Annotated in this window: 23 protein-coding genes, 1 tRNA gene and 1 pseudogene; 13 read left to right on the top strand and 12 right to left on the bottom strand. The window is 62.1% G+C overall.

Annotated features, from left to right (window positions below):
* Positions 1-29 precede the first annotated feature (29 nt).
* Positions 30-971 carry an alpha/beta hydrolase gene (locus I4X03_RS19405; protein WP_223469893.1) on the bottom strand — a complete coding sequence of 314 codons (942 nt, stop codon included), beginning with the start codon at positions 969-971 and terminating at the stop codon, positions 30-32.
* 11 nt (positions 972-982) lie between these two features.
* The gene (locus I4X03_RS19400) at positions 983-2,659 is read right to left on the bottom strand and encodes an electron transfer flavoprotein-ubiquinone oxidoreductase (protein WP_223469892.1); all 1,677 of its coding nucleotides are present in this window, start codon (positions 2,657-2,659) and stop codon (positions 983-985) included.
* A gap of 163 nt (positions 2,660-2,822) precedes the next feature.
* On the opposite strand from I4X03_RS19400, the gene I4X03_RS19395 reads away from it, so the two are divergent.
* Both I4X03_RS19395 and I4X03_RS19390 read left to right on the top strand, forming a co-directional pair.
* On the top strand, positions 2,823-3,599 hold the full coding sequence (locus tag I4X03_RS19395; protein WP_223469891.1) for an SDR family oxidoreductase: 777 nt from the start codon (positions 2,823-2,825) through the stop codon (positions 3,597-3,599).
* Positions 3,596-4,021: an acyl-CoA thioesterase gene (locus I4X03_RS19390; RefSeq protein ID WP_223469890.1), complete on the top strand. Its 426-nt coding sequence runs from the start codon at positions 3,596-3,598 to the stop codon at positions 4,019-4,021. The genes I4X03_RS19395 and I4X03_RS19390 overlap by 4 nt, the downstream gene beginning before the upstream one ends.
* Positions 4,022-4,045: 24 nt before the next feature.
* Here the strand turns inward: I4X03_RS19390 and I4X03_RS19385 are convergent, their stop codons facing one another.
* Positions 4,046-4,255 (bottom strand): DUF7661 family protein, encoded by a 210-nt coding sequence (locus tag I4X03_RS19385; protein WP_223469889.1) that lies wholly within the window; start codon positions 4,253-4,255, stop codon positions 4,046-4,048.
* Positions 4,256-4,259: 4 nt separating this feature from the next.
* Positions 4,260-4,820, bottom strand: a complete 561-nt coding sequence (locus I4X03_RS19380; RefSeq protein ID WP_223469888.1) for a LuxR C-terminal-related transcriptional regulator — start codon at positions 4,818-4,820, stop codon at positions 4,260-4,262.
* A gap of 124 nt (positions 4,821-4,944) precedes the next feature.
* Here I4X03_RS19380 and I4X03_RS19375 point away from each other — a divergent pair, with 124 nt between their 5' ends.
* Complete coding sequence (locus I4X03_RS19375) at positions 4,945-5,643, top strand: CoA transferase subunit A (RefSeq protein WP_169463681.1); 699 nt, start codon at positions 4,945-4,947, stop codon at positions 5,641-5,643.
* A 20-nt stretch (positions 5,644-5,663) separates the two neighbouring features.
* The gene (locus I4X03_RS19370) at positions 5,664-6,314 is read left to right on the top strand and encodes a 3-oxoacid CoA-transferase subunit B (protein ID WP_223469887.1); all 651 of its coding nucleotides are present in this window, start codon (positions 5,664-5,666) and stop codon (positions 6,312-6,314) included.
* Between the two features lie 243 nt (positions 6,315-6,557).
* Here the strand turns inward: I4X03_RS19370 and I4X03_RS23355 are convergent, their stop codons facing one another.
* The 3 genes and pseudogenes from I4X03_RS23355 to I4X03_RS19360 all read right to left on the bottom strand — a co-directional run bounded on the left by I4X03_RS23355 (position 6,558) and on the right by I4X03_RS19360 (position 8,200).
* Positions 6,558-6,968 (bottom strand): energy transducer TonB, encoded by a 411-nt coding sequence (locus I4X03_RS23355; RefSeq protein ID WP_370660538.1) that lies wholly within the window; start codon positions 6,966-6,968, stop codon positions 6,558-6,560.
* 111 nt (positions 6,969-7,079) lie between these two features.
* Positions 7,080-7,535 (bottom strand): annotated as a pseudogene (locus tag I4X03_RS23350) (M56 family metallopeptidase); the annotation flags it as partial.
* A 281-nt stretch (positions 7,536-7,816) separates the two neighbouring features.
* A complete protein-coding gene (locus I4X03_RS19360; protein ID WP_223469885.1) occupies positions 7,817-8,200 on the bottom strand; it encodes a BlaI/MecI/CopY family transcriptional regulator in 384 nt (127 codons plus the stop codon).
* Between the two features lie 161 nt (positions 8,201-8,361).
* Here I4X03_RS19360 and I4X03_RS19355 point away from each other — a divergent pair, with 161 nt between their 5' ends.
* Positions 8,362-9,078: an SIMPL domain-containing protein gene (locus I4X03_RS19355; protein WP_223469884.1), complete on the top strand. Its 717-nt coding sequence runs from the start codon at positions 8,362-8,364 to the stop codon at positions 9,076-9,078.
* 79 nt (positions 9,079-9,157) lie between these two features.
* A complete protein-coding gene (locus I4X03_RS19350) occupies positions 9,158-10,444 on the top strand; it encodes a hypothetical protein (protein WP_223469883.1) in 1,287 nt (428 codons plus the stop codon).
* A 156-nt stretch (positions 10,445-10,600) separates the two neighbouring features.
* On the opposite strand, the gene I4X03_RS19345 is transcribed toward I4X03_RS19350, so the two are convergent.
* The gene (locus I4X03_RS19345) at positions 10,601-11,383 is read right to left on the bottom strand and encodes a 3-hydroxybutyrate dehydrogenase (protein WP_223469882.1); all 783 of its coding nucleotides are present in this window, start codon (positions 11,381-11,383) and stop codon (positions 10,601-10,603) included.
* A 175-nt stretch (positions 11,384-11,558) separates the two neighbouring features.
* Between I4X03_RS19345 and I4X03_RS19340 the strand changes: the two genes are divergently transcribed.
* From I4X03_RS19340 to I4X03_RS19315, 6 genes are read left to right on the top strand one after another with little or no spacing between them, the layout of a single operon-like run.
* Positions 11,559-12,434: an alpha/beta fold hydrolase gene (locus I4X03_RS19340; protein ID WP_223469881.1), complete on the top strand. Its 876-nt coding sequence runs from the start codon at positions 11,559-11,561 to the stop codon at positions 12,432-12,434.
* Positions 12,435-12,455: 21 nt separating this feature from the next.
* Positions 12,456-12,806 (top strand): RidA family protein, encoded by a 351-nt coding sequence (locus tag I4X03_RS19335; RefSeq protein WP_223469880.1) that lies wholly within the window; start codon positions 12,456-12,458, stop codon positions 12,804-12,806.
* 6 nt (positions 12,807-12,812) lie between these two features.
* Positions 12,813-15,056: a RelA/SpoT family protein gene (locus I4X03_RS19330; protein WP_223469879.1), complete on the top strand. Its 2,244-nt coding sequence runs from the start codon at positions 12,813-12,815 to the stop codon at positions 15,054-15,056.
* Between the two features lie 3 nt (positions 15,057-15,059).
* Complete coding sequence (locus I4X03_RS19325) at positions 15,060-15,863, top strand: MlaE family ABC transporter permease (RefSeq protein ID WP_223469878.1); 804 nt, start codon at positions 15,060-15,062, stop codon at positions 15,861-15,863.
* A gap of 10 nt (positions 15,864-15,873) precedes the next feature.
* Positions 15,874-16,827: an MlaD family protein gene (locus I4X03_RS19320; RefSeq protein ID WP_223469877.1), complete on the top strand. Its 954-nt coding sequence runs from the start codon at positions 15,874-15,876 to the stop codon at positions 16,825-16,827.
* Positions 16,824-17,471: a hypothetical protein gene (locus I4X03_RS19315; protein WP_223469876.1), complete on the top strand. Its 648-nt coding sequence runs from the start codon at positions 16,824-16,826 to the stop codon at positions 17,469-17,471. The genes I4X03_RS19320 and I4X03_RS19315 overlap by 4 nt, the downstream gene beginning before the upstream one ends.
* A 104-nt stretch (positions 17,472-17,575) precedes the next feature.
* On the opposite strand, the gene I4X03_RS19310 is transcribed toward I4X03_RS19315, so the two are convergent.
* From I4X03_RS19310 to I4X03_RS19295, 4 genes are all read right to left on the bottom strand, one after another.
* Positions 17,576-18,178: an SRPBCC family protein gene (locus tag I4X03_RS19310; protein ID WP_223469875.1), complete on the bottom strand. Its 603-nt coding sequence runs from the start codon at positions 18,176-18,178 to the stop codon at positions 17,576-17,578.
* A 55-nt stretch (positions 18,179-18,233) separates the two neighbouring features.
* A complete protein-coding gene (gene fdx / locus I4X03_RS19305; protein WP_223469874.1) occupies positions 18,234-18,572 on the bottom strand; it encodes an ISC system 2Fe-2S type ferredoxin in 339 nt (112 codons plus the stop codon).
* Between the two features lie 18 nt (positions 18,573-18,590).
* Positions 18,591-19,505: an NAD(P)/FAD-dependent oxidoreductase gene (locus tag I4X03_RS19300; protein ID WP_223469873.1), complete on the bottom strand. Its 915-nt coding sequence runs from the start codon at positions 19,503-19,505 to the stop codon at positions 18,591-18,593.
* Positions 19,506-19,583: 78 nt separating this feature from the next.
* Complete coding sequence (locus tag I4X03_RS19295; RefSeq protein WP_223469872.1) at positions 19,584-20,498, bottom strand: cation diffusion facilitator family transporter; 915 nt, start codon at positions 20,496-20,498, stop codon at positions 19,584-19,586.
* Positions 20,499-20,627: 129 nt separating this feature from the next.
* Between I4X03_RS19295 and I4X03_RS19290 the strand changes: the two genes are divergently transcribed.
* Positions 20,628-20,704 (top strand) — tRNA-Val (locus tag I4X03_RS19290).
* Positions 20,705-20,783: the final 79 nt, after the last annotated feature.

Here is a 20,783-nt window from a genome sequence, read left to right as displayed (position 1 = left end):
CGTGCATGCACGACGCGCGCGCGTCCTGCTTAAGGCGCCGCCACAATCCCCAGGCCGCGCAGGAAACTGCGAATCTTCTCGTACGCGTCGACCTGCTGCTCCGCGCTGAAGCCGCCATGCCCGCCGCCCTTGATGGTCATCAGCTCATTCTTCACGCCGGCCTTGTCCAGCGCCTCGTGCAGGCGCGTCGCATGCGCATACGGTACCAGTGGATCGGCGTCGCCATGAATGGTCAGCACCGCCGGCCCGCCCGCGCGCACGTGGCTTAGCGGCGAAACCTGCGCCGCCAGCGCCATCCGTCCCGGCAAGCTGCCAAACCACGCCACCGCGTACGAACGGATATTCGGGCCTTGCAGCATGTCCGCCACATCGGTGATTCCGTACCAGTTCACCACCGCCGCCACCTTCGGCGCGGCATTCGCATACGGTCCGCTCCACGCCGGTTCGTTGGCGGCGCACTGATTGGTCAGTTCCGAATCGGGCTTGATCATCGCCGTGGTCAACGCGAGGTGGCCGCCCGCCGAATCGCCCGACACAACCACCCTGGCCGTATCGAGGTGATACTTCTTGGCGTTACGCCCAACCCACTGCAGCGCGCACAGCGCGTCTTCCACCGCCGCCGGCGCCAGCGCGGTCTTGGCCAGCCGGTATTCGATGTTCACCACCGCAAAGCCCATTTGCATGTAAGGCAGTGCGGTCAGCGCCTTGCTTTCGCGCGAGCCGAACACCCAGCCGCCGCCGTGGATATTGATCAGTACCGGCACTGGCACGGCCGGCTTCGACGAGGGCAGGTAGAGGTCTAGCTTGAGGTCGCGTCCGCTCATCGTGGCATAGGTCTGCCCCGCGTGAACGTTGTACGCGTAGTCGAGCATGACGACCGTGCGCAGGCCATCGTCGGCAGCCTGCGCGGTGATCGCGCAGGCGCTTGAAAACAGCACCGGCACGATCCGGCGCGCGAATAATGCCGTCATGGGCGGCCCGCTTACATGTTCGGGTAGTTGGGCCCGCCGCCGCCTTCCGGCGTGACCCACACGATGTTCTGGGTTGGGTCCTTGATGTCGCAGGTCTTGCAGTGCACGCAGTTCTGCGCGTTGATCTGCAGGCGGTCCTGGCCTTCGTCGGTCTTGACGAATTCGTAGACGCCGGCAGGGCAGTAGCGCGCTTCCGGTCCGGCATACTTGGCCAGGTTGACGCTAACCGGAATGCTGGCGTTCTTCAAGGTCAGGTGTACCGGCTGGTCTTCAGCGTGGTTGGTGTTGGAGATGAATACCGATGACAGGCGGTCGAAGGTCAGCTTGTTGTCCGGCTTCGGGTAGACGATCGGCGCGTAGTTGGCGGCAGGCTTCAGGCACTCGTGGTCGGCGTAATCGCGGTGCAAGGTCCACGGCGCTTTGCCGCGGAACAGGATCTGGTCGATGCCGGTCATGATGGACCCGAGGTACAGGCCCTTCGACAACCATGGCTTGACGTTGCGCGCCACGTGCAGCTCGTCGTGCAGCCACGATTTCTCGAATGCGGCCGGATAGCTGGCCAGTTCGTCGAACTGGCGTCCTTCGCCCAGCGCGGCAAATGCCGATTCCGCGGCCAGCATGCCGGTCTTGATCGCGGCGTGGCTGCCCTTGATGCGGCTCATGTTGAGGAAGCCGGCGTCGCAGCCAATCAGCGCGCCGCCCGGGAATACCAGCTTAGGCAGGGCTTGCAGGCCGCCGGCGGTGATCGCGCGCGCGCCATACGAGATGCGCTTGGCGCCCTCGAAGAAGGTGCTGATTTCAGGATGCGTCTTGTAGCGCTGGAATTCTTCGTACGGCGACAGGTACGGGTTTTCGTACGACAGGCCGATGACGTAGCCGACCACCACCTGGTTGTTTTCCATGTGGTACAGGAACGAACCGCCGTAGGTGTCCGACTTGAGCGGCCAGCCGGTGGTATGGATGACCAGGCCCGGCTTATGCTTGGCTGGGTCGATCTCCCACAGTTCCTTGATGCCGATGCTGTAGGACTGGGGGTCCTTGCCTTCGTCGAGCTTGTATTTGGCGATCAGCTGCTTGCCCAGGTGGCCGCGCGAACCTTCCGCGAACAGCGTGTACTTGGCGTGCAGCTCCATGCCGAGCTGGAAGTCGCCCTTCGGATTGCCGTGATGGTCGACGCCCATGTTGCCGGTAGCGACACCCTTGACCGAGCCATCGTCGTTGTACAGGATTTCGGCGGCAGGGAAGCCGGGGAAAATTTCAACGCCCAGCGCCTCGGCCTGCTGGCCCAGCCAGCGCACGACGTTGCCGAGCGAGATGACGTAGTTGCCGTGGTTTTCGAAGCACGCCGGGACCATGAAGCCAGGGGTCTGGTAGGCCTTTTTCTCGGTCAGGAACAGCACGCGGTCTTCGGACACTTCGGTGTTCAATGGCGCGCCCAGCTCTTTCCAGTTCGGGATAAGCTCGGTCAGCGCGCGCGGGTCCATCACGGCGCCGGACAAAATGTGGGCGCCAAGTTCGCCGCCTTTTTCAAGCAGGCAGACGCCGACTTCCTTGCCTTGTTCGGCAGCGAGCTGCTTGATTTTGATTGCCGCAGACAAGCCTGCAGGGCCGCCGCCGACGATCACGACGTCGTACTCCATCGCTTCGCGTGGGCCGTATTGTTCGAGTAGGTTGGTGGGCTCTGTCATGGTGTGATCAAGGATAGGAAAAATTTAAGCACGAGTGTGCGGCTTTTTGAATGAGATTGCAACTTTGGCCGCATTTTACGGGGTTTATTAGACGCAGTAATCTAATACTGATAATTTGTGTAATGATTATGCTTTCAAAAGAACATCCGACAGGGAGCGAGTCGTGGGCATTGAAGTAAATTTTGAAGGAAAAATTGCACTTGTCACCGGCGCCTCGAGCGGGCTGGGAGCGCGCTTCGCCAAGGCGCTGGCCGGCGCCGGGGCCCAGGTGGTGCTGGCCTCGCGCCGGGTCGACCGCCTCAAGGAATTGCGTGCCGAGATCGAAGCCGACGGCGGCGCCGCCCACGTGGTGACGCTCGATGTGACCGACCTTGCCAGCATTAAGTCAGCGCTGGCGCACGCCGAGACGGAAGCCGGCCCGATCGACATCCTGGTCAACAACTCCGGTGTCTCGACCACCCAGCGCTTGCTGGACGTCAGCCCCGAAGACTACGCGTATGTGATGGACACCAATCTACGCGGATCGTTCTTTGTCGCGCAGCAGGCGGCCAAACGCATGATCCAGCGCGCCAAGGGCGACCCGAAAAAACAGCACCGCATCATCAACATCGCCTCCGTAGCGGGCCTGCGCGTGCTGCCGCAAATTGGCGTCTACTGCATGAGCAAGGCTGGCGTGGTGCAGATGACCAAGGCGATGGCGGTCGAGTGGGGCAAGTACAACATCAATGTCAACGCGATTTGCCCGGGCTATATCTCGACCGAGATCAACGAGGAATATTTCGCGACCGAGCAAGGCAAGAAGCTGATCGACATGTTGCCGCGCAAGCGTCCGGGCAAGCCGGAAGACCTCGACGGTTTGCTGCTGTTGCTGGCGGCCGAAGAGTCGCACTTCATCAACGGCGCGATCATTACCGCCGACGACGGCATGATGGCGCAATGACGAAGAAGCTCGTCCACACGATGCGGATGCCGATCCGCTGGGGCGACATGGACGCCATGGGCCATGTCAACAACACCGTCTACTTCCGCTATACGGAGCAGGCACGCATCGCGTGGCTTGAATCGATCGAATGCCTGCCGAACCCGGAAGGCGAGGGGCCGGTCATTGTCAACGCGCACTGTACCTTCATCAAACAGCTGAAGTATCCCGGCGAAATCGAGGTCACCACGCTGGTGGGGCCGGCCGGCCGGTCGAGCTTCGAGACGTATTACGAGATCAGGCTGGTCGGCGATGATGGCCAGGCCGGCGTGCTGCATTCGGAGGGCGGGGCTAAAGTCGTCTGGGTTAATTTCCCCGCGGAGAAGTCGGCGCCGTTGCCCGATGGCCTGCGACAGCTGCTGCCTGCCGCGAGGACAAACTAGGGTCCTGTTGTCGGCGGAGATTGCTCAGGCGATCAGCGTCACGTTCTGGCCGACGCCTGCCATTTCATGGTAAATGTCATCCAGGTAGGTGGCGATCTCGTCGGCGTCGAGCGCAGCGGGAATGATCAGTTCATCGACTTTGGCCCGCTTGCCCGGCTCAAGGCGGTACGCCTCCCAGGCGTCATTCTCGCGCCTGACCTCAATCTGAAACCGCCCGTAGATATCGAATTTCATCGGCTCAGCGCGAAACGCCAACCAGCTTGTGGACCAGTTCCGACGAGGTCGCGGCGCTGAATTTGCGCATCAGCTTGGCGCGGTGCATTTCCACCGTGCGGGGGCTCAGGCCGGTATCGCGGGCGATGATCTTGCTGGTCTTGCCTTCCACCAGCAGGGCGGCGATTTCGCGCTCGCGCGGGGTCAGTTCGGCAGTGACAGGGCGCTTCTCGCTGACATCCTCGAACGTCCACACGCCCGCGCCCAGCGGGTCTTTCGGATCAAGCGCGCGGCCGCTGACGTGGCACCAGAACAATTCACCATTGTTCCTGCGCATGATGCGTTCATCCGAATAGCGGCCTTTGGCATTCATGATCGGAATGATCCGGTCGCCGGTGCGCAGGAACTCATCCATCGTCGGATACAGGACCTGGAAAGACTCGCCGTCGAGCTCCGCATGGCCGTAGCCAAACATCGAGGTCAGCGCGTCATTGCACGATTGAATCACGCGATTGACCGAGATGCACATGCCAACGGGCGCGTGCTTGAAAATGGTTTCGTAATCAATAGCGTAGGATACGGTCATCTGATAAGCATTAAGGCACGGCGGGGTTGAGGGCGTTCGAGTATTTCTACGGTATTGTGCTTTTAGCTGACGTATTTTATGCTGAGAATCTACTCAGCAGTTAACCATAATAAGGGACACAGGAATGAATAAAGTTTATCCTGATGCGGCTTCCGCGCTGGCGGGCATCGTCAAAGACGGCCAGACCATCGCGGTCGGCGGCTTCGGTTTGTGCGGGATTCCGGAAGCGCTGATCCTCGCGCTGCGCGATTCCGGCGTCACCGGCCTGACCGCCATCTCGAACAACGCCGGCGTCGACGACTTCGGCCTCGGCCAACTGCTGACCACGCGCCAGATCAAAAAAATGATTTCGTCCTACGTGGGCGAAAACAAGGAGTTCGCGCGCCAGTACCTGGCCGGCGAACTGGAGCTGGAATTCACCCCGCAAGGCACGCTGGCTGAAAAGCTGCGCGCAGGCGGCGCTGGCATCCCGGCGTTCTTTACCAAGACCGGTGTCGGCACCATTGTCGCCGACGGCAAGGAAGTGCGCGAATTCGACGGCGAACAGTATGTGATGGAGCGCAGCCTGGTGGCCGATGTCTCGCTGGTCAAGGCCTATATGGCAGACCGCGCCGGCAACCTGGTGTTCCGCAAAACCGCGCGCAACTTCAATCCGAACGTCGCGCAGGCGGGCAAGATTACCGTTGTCGAAGTCGAGAAGCTGGTTGAAGTCGGCGAGATCGATCCGGACCAGGTGCATCTGCCGAGCATCTTCGTGCACCGCATCGTCGTCAACCCAACGCCGGAAAAGCGCATCGAACAGCGCACCGTGCGTGCCAACTAAAACAGAATCCGGAGACGAACATGGCATGGACTCGTGATCAAATGGCCGCACGCGCGGCGAAAGAACTGCAAGACGGTTACTACGTGAACCTGGGCATCGGCCTGCCGACCCTGGTGGCAAACTATGTGCCGCAAGACATTGAAGTGTTCCTGCAATCGGAAAACGGCCTGCTCGGCATCGGCCCGTTCCCGACCGAAGCGGAAGTGGACGCCGACCTGATCAACGCAGGCAAGCAGACCGTGACGGCGCTTCCTGGCTCGGCCTACTTCAGCTCGGCCGATTCCTTCGGCATGATCCGCGGCGGCAAGATCAACCTGGCGATCCTCGGCGCGATGCAAGTGTCGGAAAAGGGTGACCTGGCCAACTGGATGATTCCAGGCAAGATGGTCAAGGGCATGGGCGGCGCGATGGACCTGGTCGCCGGCGTCAAGCGCGTGGTCGTGGTGATGGAGCATGTGGCCACCGCCAAGGATGGCAGCACGTCGCCGAAAATCCTGCACAACTGCGACCTGCCGCTGACCGGCGTGGCCGTGGTGGACCTGATCATCACCGACCTGGGTGTCATCGAAGTGACTGAAGGCGGCCTGAAACTGGTGGAATTGGCGCCTGGCGTGACGAAGGAAGAGGTGGTCGAGGCAACGCAGGCGAAGCTGGATATCAGCGCGGTGTAATGACTGGGCAGTAAGGAGAAACGGGGTGCAACAATGCACCCCGTTTTTTTTGATGTCACCGTTGAGTGTGGAAGGCGCAGTTGCCACTACGACGTCGTTCCCGCACATGCGGGAACCCATACTGAGGAGGCTGTGAGCGCGAAAATGACCTCACCGCGCGGCTGCAGTATGGATTCCCGCCTGCGCGGGAACGACGTATTAAATTCCACGCTTAACGGTGACATCGCATTTTTTTCTCGACGTCTACTTCAGCGTCCAGACGTATTTCATCATTGCCCAATCTTCGACCGGCTGGCCGGCGACGCTTGCGGGCTTGAAGCTGCACTTCGCGATCGCGGTGCGGGCGGCCTCGTCCATTGGCGCAAAGCCACTACTGGTGACAATTGCCGAATCCTTCGCTTTGCCGTCCACGCCGACCAGGAACTTCAGCGTTACGGTCCCCTGGTTCCCAGCTTTCAATGACTCAGCCGGGTATTGCGGCTTGACGCAGGACTTGAAATCAACAACGGCATGCGTTTTCGCGGCTTTATTGGCGTCCGGCGCCGCATTGGCGTACACACTCAGGCATGCGGCAGCCAGGCCGAGCACAGGAATCGCAGCCTTCCAGTTCAGCGCTTGGGTGTCAGGGCGGATCAGGCGTTTGATACGGGTCATAAGGTCTCCTCCATTGGCTGCTTGGGCCAGGTGATGTGATGAGAACTGGAAACGCTCCAGCTCCGACAGGGCAAGCGCCAGCCTGCGCGGCTCGCCCAGTTGTGTTGCAGCGATATCGTCTGCAATTTGTTCGCGTTCATCACGGATGCGGCCGGAAATCCACCACACGGCAGGGTGATAGAACAGCAGTGTCTCGACCACGTTCTGGCCGAGATTGACGAGATAGTCGAGGCGGCGCACGTGCGCCAGCTCATGCGCCAGCAGCGCCTCGAGCAGATGCGCCGGCATGCCCGTGATCAGCGAAGCGGGAATCAGCACGACCGGGCGCAACCATCCTGCGGTAATCGGGCTGGCAAGGTGCTCAACCACGCGCAAGCGGACCTTGCGGGTGAGACCAAACTGCGCCGACATCCTGTCGAGTTTTGCCTGCCATTCGACGTTGCCGGCGTAACGCTGCTCGGCACGCTTTACCCACAGTAGACCGAGAGCAATCCGTGCCGCAAGCACGCTGGAGCACACCGCCCACAGCGCGACCACCCAGCTCAGGTTGCTTTGCAAATAAGCCATGATGCTTTCAGGGCGATTGCCCGGCGCATTAGCCCATCCTCCGGCAGGCGTCGCGATTGTCATCAGTGCGGCAGCGTCCTGCATGCGAACGGCAAATTCGGCCGCGGGCCAGGCCAGGCACATGAACAAGGCGGTGCAGGCGACCGTATAGCGATGTTCCGGCCGCGCATTGCGCATCAGGGTCAGCAGTACTGCAGTGGCGCAGCCGAGCAGCAGGCCTTGCCAGAGAAAATGGACCAGCGTCCAGCCAAGGTTGCTAATCGCTAACGATGCGTACGAGCTCATTTGTCGTCCTCCTTCAACAGCTTTTCGATCTCTTCACGCTCTTTTTTGGAAATGCCGCTGCGTAGCGCCGCCAGGACGAGCGCTTTGGCAGAGCCGGCGAATGCTTTCTGGATCAAGTCCTTCAGCAAATTGGTTTGTAGTGAATCCTGCGCCTGGGCCGGTGCGTACACGTGCGAACGTTCGCTCTCGTCCCGGATCAGGATGCCTTTGGTATGCATGATCTGCATCAGGCGCAGCACCGTGGCGTAGGTCACATCGGGGCGCTGCTTCTGGATTTCCTGGTGCACCTGCTTGGCGGTCGCCGCACCGAGCGGCCACAGGACCTGGAGCAGATCCAGTTCGGCGGCGGTCGGCTTGGGGGTGGCGGGGGTCTTGGGCATGGCAGTCTCTCAAATCGCGATATGTCGTAGATTAGTCTGTCTAGACATGGTTGTCTACATAATTTTCATGCAATACTTTGCCGCACTCAAATCAATAGACAATGTTGTCTACATAAACTATCCTGCGGCTTTTCGACAACCCTAAATTGCCTGGAGATTCCATGTTCAAGATCGTCGCTTTCCTCGTTGCGCTGAGCGCTGTCCCGGTCTCAGCCATTGCCTCGGACCTGCCGGCTTACCCGTTCGTGCACGCCAGCGGCACCGGCGCAACCAGTGTGATGCCGGACGTCGGCGAAATCGATTTTGAAATCATTGCCAGCGATACCGACCCGGCCGCAGCGCGGGCGGTTGTTGAAACCCGTATCGCGCAGATCCGCGCGCTGGCCGAGGGGCTCGGCGTGCCAGGCGACGATGTCGAGATCAGGGACATCCGCAAGGATCTGAAGAAGGGCGCCGACGCCACTGCTGGCGTGCCCGTCTACGACCTGCGTTCGGGCGTGCATATCAAGATTGCGAACCTGTACAAATGGGCCGAACTGCTTGGCCCACTGGTCGACATGCCGAACCTCGACGGTTTCGCGACGTCGTTCGACACCACCGAGCGCGAGAAGGTGGAGTCGGAGCTGGTCGCGCAGGCGATGGCCACGGCGCGCCGCAAGGCGACCGCGATGGCGAAGGGAGCCGGGATGAAGCTGGGCGCCGTCACCGCAGTGACCCTTGGCGACCTGAAGAACCTGAGCCGGGCCATGGGCCTGGCGCCAAGCGATACGCGCTACTCCGGCGCGGGAACCCGAAGCGCGTACAACCGGAAGGACTTGCTGGCGATCGATATCGTCAAGCTCGCCCAGCCGGTTGATATGATTTTCCGATTGAAATAGGTCTGGCGTTCGAGGAAATGGAGGACGGCGCGGCATCCCGGCTATAATTTTTCAGAGACAACCATTTTATGGGTAGACAATGAAAAAGAAAATCGTTGCTGGTGCAGTCGCGATGCTGTTCGCAGGCTCCGCATTTGCCGCTTCCGTGCAGGACGTGGCAAACCGCTACATGAAGCTGGTACTGGCCGTCGGCGTGCACGACTCGTCGTATGTCGATGCATATTACGGGCCGCCCGAATTGCAGAAGCAGGCTGCCGACGACAAGAAGAGCCTGGCGGCGATTCGCGATGAGGTCGGCGCAGCGCTGAACGACCTTTCCACGCAGAAGGCGGCCAACCCCGACGAAGCCCTGCGCATCGAGTTCCTCGACAAGCAGCTCAGCTCAATGCTCACTCGTATCGATATGCTGAATGGGAAGAAGTTCAGTTTCGACGACGAGACCGCACGCCTGTACGACGCCGTATCGCCGCATCATGATCGCGCTCACTACATGAAGCTGGTCGCGGAGATCGACAAGCTGTTGCCGGGAAAGGGCACGGTGCCGGAGCGCCTGGCCGCATTCCGGTCGAAGATGGTAATTCCGAAGGACAAGCTGAAGCCGGTGTTCGACGCCTCCATCAAGGAGTGCCGCGCGCGCAGTGAAAAGCATATCGACCTGCCTGCCAACGAAAACTTCGTGCTTGAGTTTGTGACGAACAAGCCGTGGAGCGGGTACAACTGGTACAAGGGCAACGCGCAGAGTCTTATCCAGATCAACACCGAGTTCCCGATTTATATCGACCGCGCGGTGGACCTGGGCTGCCACGAGGGCTATCCAGGGCACCACGCGTATAACGCGCTGCTGGAGAAGTCGCTGGTCAAGGACAAGGGCTGGAACGAGTTCAGCGTGTATCCGCTGTATTCGCCGATGTCGCTGATCGCCGAGGGCTCGGCCAACTATGGCATCGAGATGGCCTTCAGTGACGCCGAGCGCCTGGCATTCGAGCGCGATGTGTTGTTCCCGATGGCGGGACTGGATCCGAAGCTGGCCAAGAAGTACGCTGAGCTGCGCAAGCTGTTGGGCAAACTGAGTTACGCGGACAACGATGCGGCCAAGCATTACCTGGAAGGAAAGTGGACTAAGAAGCAGACCATCGACTGGCTGGTCAATGTGCAGCTGTATCCGGCCGAGAAAGCGCCGCAGCGGATCAGCTTCTATGATGGTTTGCGCGGGTATGTGATCAATTACAACCTGGGCAAGGATCTGGTGGCCAAGTACGTCGAACGCCACGCGACGTCGAAGGATCCGGCCAAAGCGCACGCGCAGAAGTGGGCGGCGTTCAAGCAGTTGTTGTCGTCGCCGAGATTGGCGAGCGGTATCAGGTAGCTGCGTTAAAGGCGATATGCAACGGTGCGTGGCGACTCAGCGCGGAGGCGCTTCGCTTGTCCGCCCTACGGACCGTTGCATATTGAATGTTCGAACACGGCGCTCGGTAGTGCGGGTAAGGGCTTAGCCCGCGCCCGCGTGCGTCGCCGCGGACGCTTATTGCGCGGCCCAGCCGCCATCCATATTCCACGCCACGCCGCGCACTTGGTCACCAGCCGGGCTGCAGAAGAATACGGCCAGCGCGCCCAGCTCTTCCGGCGTCACAAATTCACCCGACGGCTGCTTCTCAGCCAGCAGCGCCTTCTTGGCCGCGTCATTGCTCAGGCCATCGCGCGCGGCGCGGTCGTCCACCTGCTTTTGCACCAGCGGGGTCAGCACCCAGCCCGGGCAGATCGCGTTGCAGGTCACGCCGGTCTGCGCCGTTTCCAGCGCCGTCACCTTGGTAAAGCCAACCAGGCCATGCTTGGCGGCGACATAGGCGGATTTCTGCGCCGAGCCAACCAGTCCATGCACCGACGCCAGGTTGATGACCCGGCCCCAGTTCTTTTTCTTCATGCCCGGCAGCGCCAGGCGCGTCGTGTGAAAAGCCGAGGTCAGGTTGATCGCGATAATCGCGTCCCATTTCTCGGTCGGGAAATCTTCGATGTTTGCCACATGCTGGATGCCCGCATTGTTGACGAGGATGTCGACGCCGCCGAACTTGTCGTCGGCGAACTTCATCATCGCTTCGATCTCGGCCGGCTTGGACATGTCGGCATTGTGATAGGCGGTCTGCACGCCAAACTCTTGCCCGACCTCGACATACAGCTTTTCGATCTGCTGGGCGTCGCCGAAGCCATTGAATACGATGTTAGCGCCTTGCTGGGCGAGGGTGCGCGCAATGCCGAGACCGATACCGGAGGTGGAACCCGTGACAAGTGCAGTTTTGCCGCTTAACATGCTTGTATTCATTGTGTCCTCTGAAAGAATGGATGGCTGGAGACCGATAGGCAGCGCACAGCGCCACACCTTGGTAGAATTCTAATCGCAACGCCGGGTAAAATGTCGGTTTTGCCAGAACTCAGGCCATTAGACTGGTTTACGGCGACGGATATCCGCCCAGATAGGAATCGGCATGATCGAAGCAAGAATAAAATCCGTCCAGTGCATCTCTCCCGCCGGCTTGCACACCATGTCGTACAAGGAGTGGGGCGACGAAAACAATGCGAAGGTGCTGATCTGCGTGCATGGCGTGACGCGGGTCGGCGACGACTTCGACAACCTGGCGCGCGCGCTGTGCGGCCACTACCGCGTGGTGTGCCCCGACGTGGTCGGCCGCGGCCGCTCAGGCAAGCTGGCCAATCCCGAGCTGTACCGCGTGCCGCAATACGTCAGCGACATGGTCACCCTGGTGGCGCGCGTGAGCGCGGTGCCAGCTACCACCATCGACTGGTTCGGCACTTCGATGGGCGGGCTGATCGGCATGGCGCTGGCGTCGCTGCCAGACAATCCGATCCGCAAGCTGGTGCTCAACGATATCGGCCCGAGCCTCGATGCGCCAGCGCTGCAGCGTATCGGCGACTATATCGGCCAGGAACTGACGTTCCCGGACTTCGACAAGGCGGCCACGTTTGTACGCGAAGTGTCGCTGTCGTTCGGCGAGCACAGCGACGACGAGTGGCACAAGCTGGCCAGCGATGTGCTGCGCGAGCAGCAGGGCGGCCAGTGGGTGCGCCATTACGACATGGGCCTGGCGCAGCCGTTCAAGTCGAGCACGCCCGATACCGTGAAATCCGATGAACGCATGCTGTGGGCGGCGTATGATGCGATCCGCTGCCCGACCCTGCTGGTGCGCGGCGAGCATTCCGACCTGCTGTCGCACGCGACCGCTGAAGAGATGACGCGGCGCGGCCCCAGGGCCACGCTGGTCGAAATTCCCAACGTCGGCCATGCGCCGACCTTTCTGCACGACGACCAGATCGCCATCGCAAAACAATTTTTAATCGGCTAAGCCGACAATCCGAAAGAGACTATGGAAATCACACGACTGCACGTAGGCAAACGCCTCTCCGAAGTGGCTGTATACAACGACACCGTCTACCTCGCCGGCCAGATCGCCGACGACACCAGCGCCGACATCGTCGGCCAGACCCGTGAAGTGCTGGGCCACGTCGACCGCCTGCTGACGGAAGCGGGCAGCGACAAGACCTGCATCCTGATGTGCCAGATCTACATCTCCGACATGGCCAACTTCGCCGGCATGAACGACGTGTGGGACGAGTGGGTCGCGCAAGGGCACACGCCGCCGCGCGCCACCGTGGAAGCCAAACTCGCCAACCCTGCCTGCCTGGTAGAAATCGTTGTCACCGCTGGCACGCGCTAAGCTGTCATGGTAGCGATTGCGGCGCTCGGCAGCGCGACGTCACAGCTTGTCCAGGGCCTCGGTCCCGACGACTGCGCGCGTGTGGAGGCGGCGCTGGCATATGCGAGCGACGCTTACCAGGACAAGGTCTGCACGTCCGGCCAGAACGCGCTCGAGTTTTCGTTCGGCGTGGCCGGTACGCTCGCCTACCTGAACAGCGATGCCGAAACCCGCATCGCCGGGCTGCTGTTCGAGCTGTCGATCCTCGATCCGGATGCCGCCGCCGGGCTTGAGGCGCGCGTCGGCAAGGACGCGACCGACCTGGTATCCGGCGTACGCCAGCTGATCCGCTTGCGCGACATGACGCTCGGGCAGAAGGAAACCGGGCGCGGCAAGGGCGCTTCGCAGCGCGCTGTCGCCCAGGTCGAAACCTTGCGCAAGATGCTGCTGGCGATGGCCAGCGACATGCGCGTGGTGCTGGTGCGCCTGGCGTCGTGCGTGACGACCTTGCGCTACTTCGCCGAGATCAAGCTGTTCAACGACATGACCCACGCGTACGGGCGCGAGACGATGGACCTGTATGCGCCCTTGGCCAACCGCCTCGGCATCTGGCAGCTGAAATGGGAGCTGGAAGACCTGTCATTCCGCTTCCTCGAGCCGGATACGTACAAGCGCATCGCCAAGATGCTCGAAGAAAAACGCATGATGCGCGAGGGTTTCGTGCAATCTGCCATCGTGCGGCTGCAGGACGAGCTGGCGGCGGCCGGCATCAAGGCCGAGGTGTTCGGCCGGCCAAAACACATCTACAGCATCTATAACAAGATGCGCGGCAAGGACCTCGATTTCAGCGAGCTGTATGACGTGCGCGCCTTCCGCGTGATCGTCCCCGACATCAAGACCTGCTACACGGTGCTTGGCGTGGTCCACAACATCTGGACGCCGATCCCGAAAGAGTTCGACGACTACATCTCGCGCCCCAAGCCGAACGGCTACCAGTCGCTGCACACGGTCGTCACGGCCGAAGACGGGCGTCCGCTGGAAGTGCAGATCCGCACCCAGGAAATGCACAACTTCGCCGAATACGGTATCGCCGCGCACTGGCGCTACAAGGAGGAGGGCGGCTCCAACTTCAAGGGCCAGAAGTACGACGAGAAGATCGCCTGGCTGCGCCAGCTGCTGGCGTGGAAGACCGACGTGGCCGACGCCGTTGCGGAAGAAGAGGAAGTGCAGCGCGAATGGGTCGAGAAGCTCAAGTCGACCACGCTGGACGACCGCATCTTCGTACTGACGCCGCAGGCGCGCGTGCTTGAGCTGCCGGTCGGCGCGACGCCGATCGACTTTGCCTACCACCTGCACAGCGAGGTCGGGCACCGCTGCCGCGGCGCGCGCGTCGATGGCATCATGGTGCCGCTAAATACTCCGCTGAAGAATGGCCAGACCTGCGAGATCATCACCGCCAAGGGCGCGCCCGGCAGCGCCGGCCCGTCGCGCGACTGGCTCAGCCCCGGCTACACGGTCAGCACCCGCACCCGCGCCAAGGTGCGCGCCTGGTTCCATGCGATCGATCAGCAGGAAACGCTGGCGAACGGCCGTGCGCAGATCGAAAAGACCCTGCAGCGCGAGGGCAAGACTGCCGTCAACCTGGAAGCACTGGCGCACAAGCTGGGCTTCAACAAGGTCGACGAAATGTTCGTCGCGGTCGGCAAGGACGAATTCAGCCTGCGCCACGTCGAGCATGCGCTGCACGACACCGGGGAGGCCGCGCCCGTGCCGGAAGACGCGGTGGTGCTCAACAAGAGCCGGGCGTCGAGCGTCGAGCAGGGCGCCAAGTCGGGGGTGCTGGTGGTTGGCACCGAAGGCCTGATGACGGCGCTGGCCAAGTGCTGCAAGCCGGCGCCGCCGGACGGCATCGTCGGCTTTGTCACGCGCGGCAAAGGCGTGTCGATTCATCGCGCCACCTGCAAGAACTTCGCCGAGATGCGCTCCAAGGCGCCCGAGCGCGTGATTCATACCGAGTGGGGGCGTGCCGGCCAGGATACCGTCTACCCGGTCGACCTGTTCATCCTGGCGGGCGACAGGCAGGGACTGCTGCGCGACATTTCGGAGGTGTTCTCGCGCGAGAAGATCAACGTGATCGGCGTGAACACGCAGAGCGCCAAGGGCCAGGCACGGATGACGTTTACCGCGGAAATCGGTTCGACGGCGCAGCTGCAGAAGGCGATTACCGCCATCTGCGAAGTGAACGGCGTGCAGGAAGCAAGGCGCCAGTAGACGATGCGCCCCAACTCCTTCCTGTATTCCCAACCGCGCGACTGGGGCATGCTCGCGCTGCGCATCGCGCGCAGCTGGTGGTACATGATTTACCTGGGCGCTATCGCGATCGTGATGGCGCTGTCGGTCAAGACCTATAGCCGCACCAACCGCATCGTCGCGTCGCGCTTTATTTACGCCAGTACGTGGGAGGTGCTGCCCTGGTTCACCGTGCTCGCCGCGCTGGTCAGCCTGGTCATCATCCGCATCGTGGTGGTGACGGCGCTCAGTTACGGCTTGTCCGCCTACGCGCTCGAAATGGTGGTGCGGGTGCTGGTGCTGGAACTGATCCCGCTGACTGCCGCGATGTTTGTTGCGCTCAGGGCGAGCATGGCCTTCAACGCCGGTGATGCGCTGGCCGTTGCCGCCGCCGCATCGCCCGATACCTCGCAGCGCGCCCAGGCGCGGCTGCGCCAGGAACTGGTGCCGCAGGTGATTGCGAATGCCTTCGCGGTATTGAGCCTGGCGTTGGTAAGCAGCGTGATCGTGCTGGTGCTGGCCTACGCCAACGTCTACGGCCTGTCGCCATGGGGCGTGCAGGACTACACCCGCACCGTCGGGCGCATCTTCGACCCGGCCGTGACCATCGGCTTCATGGCCAAGACCGTCGCGTTCGGCCTGGCCGTGGCGGTGATCCCGACCGCGGCAATCCTGGAAATGCACCGCTACGGACTGCGCTCCTCGTCCACCGTGCAACCTGGGGCGGTGCGCTTGCTGTTCGTGCTGCTGTTGATCGAGGCGGCGTCGCTGGCCATGAAATACATCTAAAAGGACTGACATGACCGAACCTGTAGCACCTGCGGCAGCTGAAGTACCGGCGGACACGGTCGCGCACGTCGAGGCGAAGGCGGTGGCGCTGCTCGTGCTGATGGCGGCGCTGGCCATATCCTTCGTGCTGTACGTGATGTACGCGCGCGGCGTGTTCGAAGTCACCCAGCGGCTGGTGCTGATTTCGGAAGACTCCGAGGGCGTCATTCCCGGCATGGACATGACGTTCGCAGGTTTTCCGATCGGCCGCGTGCAGCGCGTCGAACTGGCGCCGGACGGCAAGGTGCGCATCCTGGTGGATGTGCCGCGCAAGGACAGCAAATGGCTCAGGGCCAGTAGCGTGTTTACGCTGGAACGCAGCCTGGTGGGCGAAACCCGGCTCAAGGCATTTACCGGCATGCTCGACGATGCGCCGCTGCCAGAGGATGCGGTCCGCACCGTACTGCGGGGCGACACCAGCGCGGAGATCCCGCGCGTGGTGGCGAGCGCACGGGCGCTGCTCGAGAACCTCGACACGATGACGCGCGACGATTCGGCGATCAATAAAAGCCTGGCCAATCTTGAATCGGCAACCGGCCGCTTTGCCGGCAAATACGGACTGCTGGGCGGCGCCCTGGGCAGCGACGCCGAGGCGCAGAAGCTGATCGTCACCTTGGACCGCGTGAATGGCTTGCTGGCCAAGACCGACCAGCGCGTGTTCGGCAAGAAGGGCTTGATGGACGATACGCAGGCCGCGGCCATCCAGATGAACGTCGTGCTGAAAGACGCCAGCAATACGCTCAAGAAGCTCGATGCGGTACTGGCCGAGGCGCAGCAGGTCGGCGCCAACGCCAAGGTGGCGACCAAGGACCTGGGTGCGTTGCGCGCCGAGGTCGACGCCAGCCTGCGCAAGGTGACGCGCATGATCGATGAAATCAACCGCAAGTGGCCGTTTGCACGCACGCCGGAGATTAAGCTGCCATGACCAAGACCACCCTGATCGCCGCACTCGCGCTGGCACTTGCCGGTTGCGCCAGCAAACCGGCGCCGCCGGCATGGAAGTCGAATGCCGCCGACGCCCTGGCCGGCTACAGCGACGCCTATTTGAAGGGGAATACCGCGATCGCGGAATCGGAATTTGTGCGCGCCCGCAGCGAGCTTGCCAGTACCGGCCGCCCCGACGTGGTCGCGCTTGCCGAACTCGTGCGCTGCGCTACGCGCGTGGCAAGCCTGGAATACGATGACTGCCCGGGCTTTGCCGCGCTGGCGCAAGATGCCGGAGCCGGCGAGCGTGCCTATGCCGCCTACCTCGGCGGCCGCTGGCAGGGATTGGATGCGACCTTGTTGCCCGAACAGCATCAGGGGGTGGTGCGCGCGGGGCCATCGGCAAGCAGTGCGCTGGCGGCCATTCAGGATCCGCTGTCGCGCATGGTTGCCGCAGGCGCGCTGATGCAGGTTGGGCGTATTGCCCCGCAAGACATCACGCTGGCGGCCGAAACGGCGTCAGGGCAGGGCTGGCGCAGGCCGTTGCTGATGTGGTTGGGTGTGGCGCTTGAGCGCGCGAAGGCCGCAGGCGATAACGCCGAGGCGGCGCGCTTGCAACGCCGTATCGACGTCGCGCTTCCTTAGGCGCAGGTCAGACGCACGCGGGGTCGACGCGTTCAGCCTGCGACGGCGCGCGGGCGCAATCGTGGACCCCTTCGCGCCCACGGCAGCCTGCCTGGTGCTGGCAATTAATGCTGTGTTACTTCGCCGTGCCAGGCCCCGGTTTCCTTGCCCCGTGCTTCGATCATTTCCTTGAACCGCTCCAGGTTGCGTCGCGCATTCATGCGCACGGCGCCCAATGCGTCGCCAATCCTTTCCACCGCGCCTTCTGGCGTGTACTGCATCTGCAGCATGATCTTGGTCGTTGTGTCACCCAGCCGGTGGAAGGTGACCACGCCACTGTTGCGCACGCCGCTGGTGCTGCGCCATGCAATGCGCTTGTCGGGCACCTGCTCGGTGATCTCGGCATCCCACTCCTTTTCATTGCCGGCCACGTCGGCGCGCCAGTGGAGGTGGGTGGCATCGACCTGGCGGACCTCATGGACGTCGTCCATAAAGCGAGGGAATTCCTCGAACTGGGTCCACTGGTTGTACGCGGTGCTGAGCGGAACGTTCACCTCGATCGATTCCTGGACCGTTGAGCCAGCCTTGCCGCCGGCGCCTTTTTTCATCTGTTTATTCAACAGGTATCCGCCAACAGCAAGTGCGGCGACTGTGACAACACGGTTTAGCATATTGTTTTTCTCCTGTAAAAGTCGGCGCCGGTTCAGCGTGCGCCATGTCGCGTCCATCAATAAATCAGACTGAATCGGCAGGCGATGGTTCGGACTATTTAACAGGCCAGGATCAACCGTTCTCTTTCACCAGGTTCAGCGAGTAGCGGGGAATCTCCACCACCAGCTTGTCGTCGGCGACGATGGCCTGGCAGGACAGGCGCGAACCTGGTTCGAGGCCCCACGCCCGGTCGAGCATGTCTTCCTCGTTGTCGTCGACCTCGTTAAGCGAAGCGAAGCCCGAGCGCACGATCACGTGGCAGGTCGTGCAGGCGCCGACCTTGCCGCAGGCGTGTTCGATCTCGACACCGTGGTCGAGCAGCGCGTCGCAGATTGTCGTGCCAGGGGGCACGTCGATTTCCGCGCCAGCGGGAGCGTACTCGGGATGCGGCAAGACGGTAATCGTGGTCATCGCGCGCGCCGACGATATTTACTCGCGGAAACGACGCGGCAGCCGGCTATGGATGCGGGTTGCCGCCACGGCCGCGTGCCCGGCCGCCACGCTGATCTGGTTCAAGCCGCGCACCACGTCGCCGACCGCGTATAGCCCGGGCACCGAGGTCGCCTGGTAGTCGTCGACCACCAGCTTGTCGCAGTCGGTGGTTTGCGCCCCCAGCGCCACGGCCAGGTCGGAACGCGCGGTTTCTCCCAGCATCGGGTAGACGACGTCGAAGTGATGCTCGGCGCCATCTTCAGTGTGCAGCACGGGTTTCATGTCGTCGCTCATCGTCACTCCGCGCAGGGGCGAGGTGACGCGCTTGATGTTGGCCTCTTGCAGCCGGCGCTGGTCCTTGCTTGCAAGGCAGCTGGTATTGTCGCGCTCAAACAGGGTGATGTCGTTCGAGAAGCTACGCAGGAACAGCGAATGGCCCACGCAGTTGTCCGGCGCGCCGATCACCGCGATGCGCTTGTCGAGCACGTCGAACCCGTCACATACCGGGCACAGCCTGACAGCGCCGCTGGTCACCGCCTCGTGCCAGTTTTCAATGGGCATGCCGGCATCGGCGATGCCGGTCGAGAGCAACACGGTACGCGCGTGAAACTGGCCACCGGCGAACTCGGCGGTGAAATAGTCGCCGTTGTGGGCCAGGCTGGTGATTTCGCCTTCGGTGACGTGGCCGCCGTAGCGGCCCAGCTGGCTGCGCAGGTTGTCCAGCAGCTGGGTGCCCTGGATGCCGTCGGGGAAGCCGGGGAAATTGTGCGTGACCGGAATCAGTTGCAGGCGGCTGTTGCCTTTGTCGACGACGATAATCTCGCGTCGGAAGCGGCGCAGGTAAATGGCCGCGGTCAGCCCGCCAGGGCCGCCGCCGACAATCAGCGTGTCATATATTTTCGATGGGATCATGCTGCATTATCAGCAGCGCACGATTGCACGGCAATCGGTGGCTTGGCCGCAGTCCGGTAAGACGGCGCTTACAACGGCTCAGTGGGTTTCTGGCTGCAAGGTAATGTGGTCGATGCCGTGGCGTTCCAGCAGCATCGCCTTGACCGCCTCCAGCACCACGGGCCATTCGCTGAGGTCATTGATTTGCAGGTGGCCGATCAGCGCCGGTTCGCCCGGCGACATGTCCCACACGTGCAGGTCATGCACTGACAGCACGCCGGGAATCGTCGCCAGGTCGGCGCCGACTTTCAGGTAATCGATATGGTGGGGCACGGCTTCCATCAAGAAATGGTAGGAGTCGCGCAGCACGCCGAAGGTCGATTTCAGGATCAGGACCGCCACCAGCATCGATAGCAGCGGATCGATCTGCATCCAGCCGGTCAGGGCGATGACGATGCCGGCGACGATCGCGGCGACCGAGCCGAGCAGGTCGCCCATCACGTGCACCAGCGCGGCGCGGGTGTTCAGGCTGTTCTTGTCGCGCGACAGGATCCACGCCACCACCAGGTTGATCGCCAGTCCAATCGCCGCCACCACGATGACGGTGTTGCCCGCAACGGGTTCCGGCGCGGTAAACCGGCCGATGGCCTCGTACACGATCCAGCCGACCACCGCCAGCATGGCGAGCGCGTTGACGAAGGCGGCCAGGGCTTCGGCGCGCACGAAGCCGAACGAGTGGCGCGCCGATGGCGGGCGGCGCGAGATCAGCTGGGCCAGCAGGGCCAGTCCGAGGGCGGCGGCGTCGGTGACCATGTGCCCGGCGTCCGAAATCAGGGCCAGCGAATTGGCGATAAAGCCGAAGGTGACCTCGACGACGGCGAAGAACAGGGTCAGCGCGACCGACCATCCCAGGATGGCGACGCTGCGCCCGGCAATCGCGTGTACGTGCTTGGCATCGCCTTCGCCGTGCGCATGGAGATGGGCGGAGGACTGGTCTGGCTGGTTCGAATGCATGGCGTGATGGATTGAGGCGGCGGCAGGCGATAGTGTAGCGTGTCTGAAAACGAAATTTTGAAAGAAAGTTAATTAGCTGGAAAATAGCCCTTGTTTTTCGCCGGACGGCTCTCTATAATGCTGGGCATCGGGCGGTTAGTTCAGCTGGTTAGAATACTTGGTCGACATCCAAGGGGTCGGGGATTCGAATTCCTCACCGCCCACCAGAATACATAGAGTAAGAGCGAGAAAGGCACCACGGTTATGACACCGCGAACTACAACCAAGTTGTGGGAGCGACGCTAG

The sequence above is a fragment of the Massilia soli genome, from assembly GCF_016809835.1.
In the GTDB taxonomy this organism is placed as follows: domain Bacteria; phylum Pseudomonadota; class Gammaproteobacteria; order Burkholderiales; family Burkholderiaceae_D; genus Telluria_A; species Telluria_A soli.
Note: the sequence above shows the minus strand (reverse complement) of the source record. Positions and strands in the feature narration are given on the sequence as shown.

Coding starts and splice junctions, on each gene's coding strand:
- fdx (WP_223469874.1), bottom strand. CDS start 18,572: ATGACCACGATTACCGTCTTGCCGCATCCCGAGTACGCTCCCGCTGGC.
- I4X03_RS19340 (WP_223469881.1), top strand. CDS start 11,559: ATGATCGAAGCAAGAATAAAATCCGTCCAGTGCATCTCTCCCGCCGGC.
- I4X03_RS19405 (WP_223469893.1), bottom strand. CDS start 971: ATGACGGCATTATTCGCGCGCCGGATCGTGCCGGTGCTGTTTTCAAGC.
- I4X03_RS19390 (WP_223469890.1), top strand. CDS start 3,596: ATGACGAAGAAGCTCGTCCACACGATGCGGATGCCGATCCGCTGGGGC.
- I4X03_RS19360 (WP_223469885.1), bottom strand. CDS start 8,200: ATGCCCAAGACCCCCGCCACCCCCAAGCCGACCGCCGCCGAACTGGAT.
- I4X03_RS19375 (WP_169463681.1), top strand. CDS start 4,945: ATGAATAAAGTTTATCCTGATGCGGCTTCCGCGCTGGCGGGCATCGTC.
- I4X03_RS19355 (WP_223469884.1), top strand. CDS start 8,362: ATGTTCAAGATCGTCGCTTTCCTCGTTGCGCTGAGCGCTGTCCCGGTC.
- I4X03_RS19400 (WP_223469892.1), bottom strand. CDS start 2,659: ATGACAGAGCCCACCAACCTACTCGAACAATACGGCCCACGCGAAGCG.
- I4X03_RS23355 (WP_370660538.1), bottom strand. CDS start 6,968: ATGACCCGTATCAAACGCCTGATCCGCCCTGACACCCAAGCGCTGAAC.
- I4X03_RS19315 (WP_223469876.1), top strand. CDS start 16,824: ATGACCAAGACCACCCTGATCGCCGCACTCGCGCTGGCACTTGCCGGT.
- I4X03_RS19385 (WP_223469889.1), bottom strand. CDS start 4,255: ATGAAATTCGATATCTACGGGCGGTTTCAGATTGAGGTCAGGCGCGAG.
- I4X03_RS19310 (WP_223469875.1), bottom strand. CDS start 18,178: ATGGACGCGACATGGCGCACGCTGAACCGGCGCCGACTTTTACAGGAG.
- I4X03_RS19370 (WP_223469887.1), top strand. CDS start 5,664: ATGGCATGGACTCGTGATCAAATGGCCGCACGCGCGGCGAAAGAACTG.
- I4X03_RS19300 (WP_223469873.1), bottom strand. CDS start 19,505: ATGATCCCATCGAAAATATATGACACGCTGATTGTCGGCGGCGGCCCT.
- I4X03_RS19345 (WP_223469882.1), bottom strand. CDS start 11,383: ATGTTAAGCGGCAAAACTGCACTTGTCACGGGTTCCACCTCCGGTATC.
- I4X03_RS19330 (WP_223469879.1), top strand. CDS start 12,813: ATGGTAGCGATTGCGGCGCTCGGCAGCGCGACGTCACAGCTTGTCCAG.
- I4X03_RS19350 (WP_223469883.1), top strand. CDS start 9,158: ATGAAAAAGAAAATCGTTGCTGGTGCAGTCGCGATGCTGTTCGCAGGC.
- I4X03_RS19320 (WP_223469877.1), top strand. CDS start 15,874: ATGACCGAACCTGTAGCACCTGCGGCAGCTGAAGTACCGGCGGACACG.
- I4X03_RS19335 (WP_223469880.1), top strand. CDS start 12,456: ATGGAAATCACACGACTGCACGTAGGCAAACGCCTCTCCGAAGTGGCT.
- I4X03_RS19295 (WP_223469872.1), bottom strand. CDS start 20,498: ATGCATTCGAACCAGCCAGACCAGTCCTCCGCCCATCTCCATGCGCAC.
- I4X03_RS19325 (WP_223469878.1), top strand. CDS start 15,060: ATGCGCCCCAACTCCTTCCTGTATTCCCAACCGCGCGACTGGGGCATG.
- I4X03_RS19380 (WP_223469888.1), bottom strand. CDS start 4,820: ATGACCGTATCCTACGCTATTGATTACGAAACCATTTTCAAGCACGCG.